Source organism: Ideonella sp. B508-1 (assembly GCF_000333615.1).
Classification (GTDB): domain Bacteria; phylum Pseudomonadota; class Gammaproteobacteria; order Burkholderiales; family Burkholderiaceae_C; genus Ideonella.
In genome coordinates, this window is record NZ_BADL01000447.1 from 1 (window position 1) to 6465 (window position 6465).

At 66.2% G+C, this 6465-nt stretch carries 7 protein-coding genes; 5 read left to right on the top strand and 2 right to left on the bottom strand.

What is annotated here, in order from left to right:
* Positions 1-39 precede the first annotated feature (39 nt).
* The 5 genes from I73_RS28860 to I73_RS18115 all read left to right on the top strand — a co-directional run bounded on the left by I73_RS28860 (position 40) and on the right by I73_RS18115 (position 4045).
* The gene (locus I73_RS28860) at positions 40-306 is read left to right on the top strand and encodes an acyl carrier protein (RefSeq protein WP_022981905.1); all 267 of its coding nucleotides are present in this window, start codon (positions 40-42) and stop codon (positions 304-306) included.
* Between the two features lie 2 nt (positions 307-308).
* Positions 309-1508, top strand: coding sequence for a beta-ketoacyl synthase (locus I73_RS28865; protein WP_040500801.1), 1200 nt, complete (start codon positions 309-311; stop codon positions 1506-1508).
* 262 nt (positions 1509-1770) lie between these two features.
* Entirely contained in the window at positions 1771-2028 is a 258-nt protein-coding gene (locus tag I73_RS28870) for a DUF2147 domain-containing protein (protein WP_022981906.1), read from the top strand.
* A 44-nt stretch (positions 2029-2072) separates the two neighbouring features.
* A complete protein-coding gene (locus I73_RS18110; RefSeq protein ID WP_022981907.1) occupies positions 2073-2786 on the top strand; it encodes a MipA/OmpV family protein in 714 nt (237 codons plus the stop codon).
* A gap of 104 nt (positions 2787-2890) precedes the next feature.
* On the top strand, positions 2891-4045 hold the full coding sequence (locus tag I73_RS18115) for a branched-chain amino acid ABC transporter substrate-binding protein (RefSeq protein ID WP_026096912.1): 1155 nt from the start codon (positions 2891-2893) through the stop codon (positions 4043-4045).
* A 48-nt stretch (positions 4046-4093) separates the two neighbouring features.
* On the opposite strand, the gene I73_RS18120 is transcribed toward I73_RS18115, so the two are convergent.
* On the bottom strand, positions 4094-5638 hold the full coding sequence (locus I73_RS18120) for a methyl-accepting chemotaxis protein (RefSeq protein WP_051049273.1): 1545 nt from the start codon (positions 5636-5638) through the stop codon (positions 4094-4096).
* A gap of 152 nt (positions 5639-5790) precedes the next feature.
* On the bottom strand, positions 5791-6465 hold a 675-nt coding region (locus I73_RS18125; protein ID WP_022981910.1), incomplete at its 5' end, for an L-serine ammonia-lyase.

Sequence of the window (6465 nt, forward strand, 5' to 3'; positions counted from 1 at the left end):
TGTGCTGTCGCTGTTCGCTCTTCGAAAAGGAACTTCAGAATGAATTCCAAGACCACCTATGCACTCAGCCTCGTCCAGCAGGCACTCTCCAAGTACACGGATGTTCCGCAAGAAGGCATCCAGATGGACACGGCGCTGCTGGACCTGCAGATCGACTCCCTGACGCTGGCCGAATTGCTGTTCGAGCTGGAAGACAGTGTGGGGAGCTCGATTTCCGAGGTTGCCACGCCGCCCAAGCTGGTGGGTGAACTCGTGGCCCTGGTCGAGCCGTTCATCGGCGATGAAGGCCTCAAGACGGCTGCCTGAGCATGCGCCGCGTTGCCGTGACAGGGTTGGGGCTGGTGTCCTCCCAGGGAACAGACGCCCAGGCGGTCTTCGAGGCATGGTGCCAGGGCATCGGCGGCATTGGCCTGCATGACATCGGCGAGGCCCCGCACACCCTGCGCATACCCTATGCCCTGTGCAGGGAATTCGACGCCGCACCCGTGCTCGGGCGGACCCGTCTGACGACGATGGACCGCGTCAGCCAGCTGGGCACCGTCGCGGCACAGTCCGCATGGGGCGATGCTGGCCTGGCGGATCTGCCCGCCGAGGTTCGCGATGACGTGGCCGTGCATTGGGGAACTGGCGGTGGCGGGACTCATACCACGGAGCGCAGCTATCGCGACCTCTTTCTCAAGGGGCGCAGTCGCATCTCGCCGCTCTCCGTGGTGCTCGGCATGCTCAATGCTTCGGCCTCCCACATCGCCCTGCAGCTGGGGCTGGGCGGTGAGTGCCTGACCTATTCGGTGGCTTGCGCTTCCTCTTCCGTGGCGATTGGCGAGGCCTTTCGGCGCATCCGGGCGGGGGAGCTCACGCTGGCGGTCGCCGGTGGATCCGAGGCGGCCATGCCCTATGGCGCAGCGAAGGCCTGGGAGTCCTTGCAGGTGCTGGCACCCGCATCCGTCGAGGGGCCGCCGCAGTGTCGCCCGTTCAGTGCGAACCGTCAGGGGCTGGTGCTGGGGGAGGGGGCTGCCGCACTGGTGCTGGAGGACTGGGACCATGCCAAGGCGCGTGGTGCGCGCATCTATGCCGAAATTGCCGGTTACGGGGGCTCTTGCGATCACAGCCACCTGACCGCGCCGGATGCGCAGGGGCAGCTTCGTGCGCTGCGAAAGGCCTTGCGTGACGCCGACGTTCAACCGCATCAGATTGACCATGTGAACGCCCATGGCACCGCGACCCGGGAAGGTGATCCGGTGGAGGTTCAGGCCCTGCTGGGGCTGCTGGCGGACCATGCGCCCGAAGTCTCGGTCAGCGCGACCAAGTCGCTTCATGGGCATTTGCTGGGCGCGGCCGGCGCCATTGAAGCCCTGGCGACGGTCTTGATGCTGCATCGTCACTGCCTGCCGCCCACTTTGAACCTGGATCCACTGCATCTGGCCTGCCCGGGGCTGAACCATGTGCGGCGACCTGACACCTCAAGCCGGCGTCTGCGGGTGGCACTGTCGAACTCGGTTGGCTTCTGATGCAGCAACGCCTTCCTGGTGCTGCGCTCGCTTGAAGCCGCTCTGGCATGACCGTGCAGGAGGTGCCTTCATCTCCTGTCCAACTGATTGCTGATGCTGTTCTGCATCTCCGCACATTCACCCGACTTCTTGTATTCGCCGTGCTCGGCGCATTGGCTGGCACCCGCCTAACACAAATACGATGTCTAGGCCATCTTCACCTTCACTTCCTACAAGGCCATGCTGGCACTCGATCATATTCTGCATATCGATCACTCCGCCTATGCAGTTCTACACCGATGCGACCCCCTGCACGGCCTGTGACGGTGCCAGGAAGGGGCAGCCGTTCAAGGGGCTGGAGATCCTCTGGGGGCTGCATGAGACCCCGGGGGGCCTGGAAGGCGGGCGCATTCTGGATCCCAGCGATGGACACATCTACAGCTGCGACATCCATTTGACGCCCGATGCCCGCAGGATCGAGGTGGTGGCCTACAAAGGCGTGCCCTGGCTGGGGCATGCGATGGTCTGGCAGCGCCCATGAACCCCTGGCCCCATGGACGCAGGAGGTTCCTGCCCGCCGCTCTGTTGCTGGCACTGGGCTGCCTGCCTGCCGCCGTTCGGGCATGGGGATCGCTGATCTTGCTGGAGCCGCCACCCCAGACGGACAGCCTGTCCATGGGGGCTTCCTATTGGCGGGTGCCCAGATCGCCGGATGGCATCCATGCCGACCGGGCGGTGCTGCCCGCATTCGACTATGAGCGGCACGATGGCATCTTCGTCTCCACGGAGACCGGGCTGGGCTACAACGCCTCACAGACCGATCAATGGCAGGCCGGCGTGCGGCTGTGGCCGCAGTTCGGGCGGAGTCGTCAGGACAGCAGCGCTGAACTGCCGCGGATCGGGCCGCGCATGCAGGGACAGGGTTACGCGAACCTGCTGCTGGCCGATGTGGTGCTGGTGCAAAGTGCCATTTCCGCCGGATCCGGTCAGGGCAGAGGCGGGGTCCAGGCCGAGTGGGGGCTGAGTTCCGCCATCCCATGGTCCACCGGCATGCTGGGGGTGGGGGCCGCGGCCACCTTGGGCAACAGGGTCTTCAGGCGTGACTACACCGGTGTCGACCAGGCGGGCTGGACCGACTGGTCTTGGACCCTCAGCCTGGATCAGAAGTTGAGCGGCCCATGGCACATGGATGGACAGTGGCAACGTGCACAGATCCTGCGCCATGGTGCCAATGGCGCTTCGGGTGATCCGGCATGGCATCCCTCGGCGCTGCTGCTGAGTCTCTGGCGGGATTGGTAAGGGGACGCGGGTCTCGTGCAGCTGCATGGGCCTTGACGGGTGTCGTGTCTTGCCGACCAGGAAGCGGTAAGCTCTCTGCCCCGCTCTGTGACCCGAAAACCAAGATGAGAATCCCCATGAACTGCCTGGCCGCCGCCGCTGTGACCGCGCTGCTGGCCGGTACGGCCCAGGCCGAAGACCTGCTGATCAAGATCGGCACCGTGAACGCCACCAGCGGTGGCGCCGCCCACCTGGGCAAAGACAACGAGAACGGCGCCCGCCTGGCCGTGGAAGAGCTCAATGCCAAAGGCTTGACCATCGGCGGCAAGAAGGCCAGGTTCGAACTGCTGGCCGAAGACGATGCCGGCGATCCCAAGCAGGGCACGACCGCGGCGCAGAAGTTCGCCGACGAGAAGGTCAATGGCGTGATCGGCCACCTGAACTCGGGCACCTCGATTCCGGCCTCGCGCATCTACGCCGGCGCCGGCATCCCGCAGATCGCCGCCAGCGTCACCAACCCCAAGTACACCCGCCAGGGTTTCAAGACCACCTTCCGCGTGGTGGCCGACGACGTGCACCTGGGGGCCACCCTGGGCAAGTACGCGGTGCAGACCCTGCACGCCAACAGCATCGTCGTCATCGACGACCGTACCGCCTATGGCCAGGGTGTGGCCGACGAGTTCGACAAGGGCGTGAAGGCCGCGGGCGGCAAGGTGGTCAAGCGTGAGTTCACCAATGACAAGGCCACCGACCTGATGGGTATCCTGACCTCGGCCAAGGCGGCGCGTCCGGACGTCATCTTCTACGGTGGCATGGACGCCGTGGGCGGCCCGCTGGCCAGGCAGATGAAGCAGCTGGGCATCCAGGCCAAGCTGATGGGAGGCGACGGCCTGTGCACCAGCGAGATGCCCAAGCTGGCCGCGGGCGCCCTGGCCGATGGCCAGCTCATCTGCGCGGAGGCCGGTGGCATCGACCCCAACGACAAGGCTGCCGTCAAGGGCATGGACGACTTCAAGGCCCGCTTCAAGAAGCGCTTCGGCACGGAGGTGCAGCTGTATGCGCCCTACACCTACGACGCCACGATGGTGATGGCCCAGGCCATGGTGAAGGCCAACTCGGCCGATCCTGCCAAGTACCTGCCGGTGCTGGCCAAGACCAGCGGCTACAAGGGCGTGACCGGCAGCATCACCTTCGACGAGAAGGGGGACATCCAGAACGGCGCCCTGACACTGTCCACCTTCAAGGCCGGGCAGAAGGCCACGATCGGCGTCGTGCGTTGACGCCATCCGGGGCGGCGGGCACCCCTCACCACGGGGCCGCTCGCTGCCTCACAGCTGGAAGGTGGACACCGCGCCCACCAGTTGGGTGGATTGTTCTTTCAGCGCTTCGGCCGCAGCGGCCGATTGCTCGACCAGGGCCGCATTCTGTTGGGTCATCTGATCGAACTGCCGGATGGCCTGGTCGATCTCGTGCAGGGTGTGGGCCTGGGAGGCGGTGGAGGACGAGATCTCCGCCACGATGTCGGTCACCTTCTGCACGCTCTGCACCATGTGGCCGATGGTGTTGCCGGTGCGCTGCACCAGGGCGCCACCCCTCTCAACCTGCTCGCTGGAGGCCGCGATCAGCTCGCGGATCTCCTTGGCTGCGGTGGAACTGCGCTGCGCCAGGGTGCGCACTTCGCCAGCCACCACGGCGAAGCCGCGGCCTTGCTCACCCGCCCGGGCGGCTTCGACCGCGGCATTGAGTGCCAGGATGTTGGTCTGGAAGGCAATGCCGTCGATCACACCGATGATGTCCGCGATCCGGCTGGAGGCCTTCTGGATCTCGTCCATGCTCTGAACGACTTCGCGCACCAGGGTATCGCCCTCGGTGGCCACCTCGGAGGCTGAGCGGGCCAACTGGTTGGCCTGCTGGGCCGCGTCGGCATTGGCGCGAACGGCTTCGGCCAGGTGCTGGGTGGCCGCGCCCGTTTCCTCGATGCTGGAGGCCGCCATTTCGGTCCGCGCGGAGAGGTCGTTGCTGCCGGAGGAGATTTCGCTGGACGCCGTCTCGACCTGGTGGGCCGCCTGCCTGACCTGCTCGATGGTGCGTGCCAGGCTGTGCTGCATGGCTTGCAGGGCGCCCTGCAGCTGGCCCAGCTCGTCGCGCCCATGGGCGCCCAGTTGGTGGGTCAGGTCACCCTCGGCGATCTTGGCCGCATGTCGCTGCGCTTGTGCCACGGGCTGCGTGATGGTGCTTGTCATCCACAGCGCCACGGCCGTGCCCACGCCCACGCCAGCCACCAGCAGCACGATCTGTAGCATGCGGATGCCCCGGACCATCTCGTCGGCACGTGCGCTGGCCTCCGCCAGCTCGGTGTGCATCTGGTCGGCATAACGGCGGATGGTGGCCAGGTAGTCGTTCATGGCGGGAATCAGACTCCGGGCCACTTCGCCGCGAATGTCCTCGCCAGCCTCCTTGCGCTTGACCAGGGCATTGCGCAGATCGGCGTACTTGCTGCGGGCCTGGGCGATGTCTTCGGAGATCTGCTTGGCTTGCGGGCTGGGGCTGTGGTCGGCCAGATCCTTCTGCAGCGCATCGATCTGCTTGGAGATTTCAGCCTGATTGGCGGTGAAGGCCTTGATGAATTCCGGGCTGTCGCTCGTCAATGAGACGATGCGGCGCTGGATGTTGGCTTCGCTCAGTCCCGCCCAGGTACGGGCCTTGTCCAGATCCTGAGCCTGCACCTCCACGAGCTGCTGAAACTCGGCCTGGAGTTGCCCCAGCTTCAACAGTCCCACCACCGAAGCGACGATGAGCAGCAGGGCTGAAGCCAGGAAGCCGAGCAGCATCCGGGTCCGAAGGGAGGCGTGGGCGAGGGCGGAGGTGGTCATGGCAGCATCCAGGGGCACGGCGACAAGCCTGAGCCGGAATGATGTCGCCTGCCCTTCGGAGAAAAACAGCTTAAAACCGGCCATTCCTGTGGCCAGTTCCAGGCTTGTCAGGGACAGCTGACACACCTTGCGGCGGGAGCATGGCCCCCGGCTCAGCACTCCACGATGTTGACCGCCAGGCCGCCGCGGGCGGTTTCCTTGTACTTGGTCTTCATGTCGGCGCCGGTCTCGCGCATGGTCTTGATGACCTTGTCCAGGCTGACATGGTGGGTGCCGTCGCCGCGCAGGGCCATGCGGGCGGCGTTGACGGCCTTGACCGAGGCGATGGCATTGCGCTCGATGCAGGGGATCTGTACCAGGCCGCCCACCGGGTCGCAGGTCAGGCCCAGGTGGTGCTCCATGCCGATCTCGGCGGCGTTCTCCACCTGCTCGGGCGTGCCGCCCAGCACGGCGGCCAGGGCCCCGGCAGCCATGGAGCAGGCCACGCCCACCTCGCCCTGGCAACCCACCTCGGCGCCGCTGATGCTGGCGTTCTCCTTGTAGAGGATGCCGATGGCCGCGGCAGTGAGCAGGAAATCCATGACGCCCTGCGTGTTCGCCCCGGGCACGAAGCGGTGGTAGTAGTGCAGCACGGCGGGCACGATGCCGGCCGCGCCGTTGGTCGGCGCGGTCACCACGCGGCCCCCGGCCGCGTTCTCCTCGTTGACGGCCAGGGCGTAGAGGTTCACCCAGTCCAGCACCTGCAGCGGGTCCTTCAGGGCCGCCTCGGGGTGTTCGGTCAGCGCGCGGTAGAGCGCGGCGGCGCGGCGCTTGACCTTGAAGCCCCC

Coding starts and splice junctions, on each gene's coding strand:
- I73_RS28870 (WP_022981906.1), top strand. CDS start 1,771: ATGCAGTTCTACACCGATGCGACCCCCTGCACGGCCTGTGACGGTGCC.
- I73_RS28860 (WP_022981905.1), top strand. CDS start 40: ATGAATTCCAAGACCACCTATGCACTCAGCCTCGTCCAGCAGGCACTC.
- I73_RS18120 (WP_051049273.1), bottom strand. CDS start 5,638: ATGACCACCTCCGCCCTCGCCCACGCCTCCCTTCGGACCCGGATGCTG.
- I73_RS18115 (WP_026096912.1), top strand. CDS start 2,891: ATGAGAATCCCCATGAACTGCCTGGCCGCCGCCGCTGTGACCGCGCTG.
- I73_RS28865 (WP_040500801.1), top strand. CDS start 309: ATGCGCCGCGTTGCCGTGACAGGGTTGGGGCTGGTGTCCTCCCAGGGA.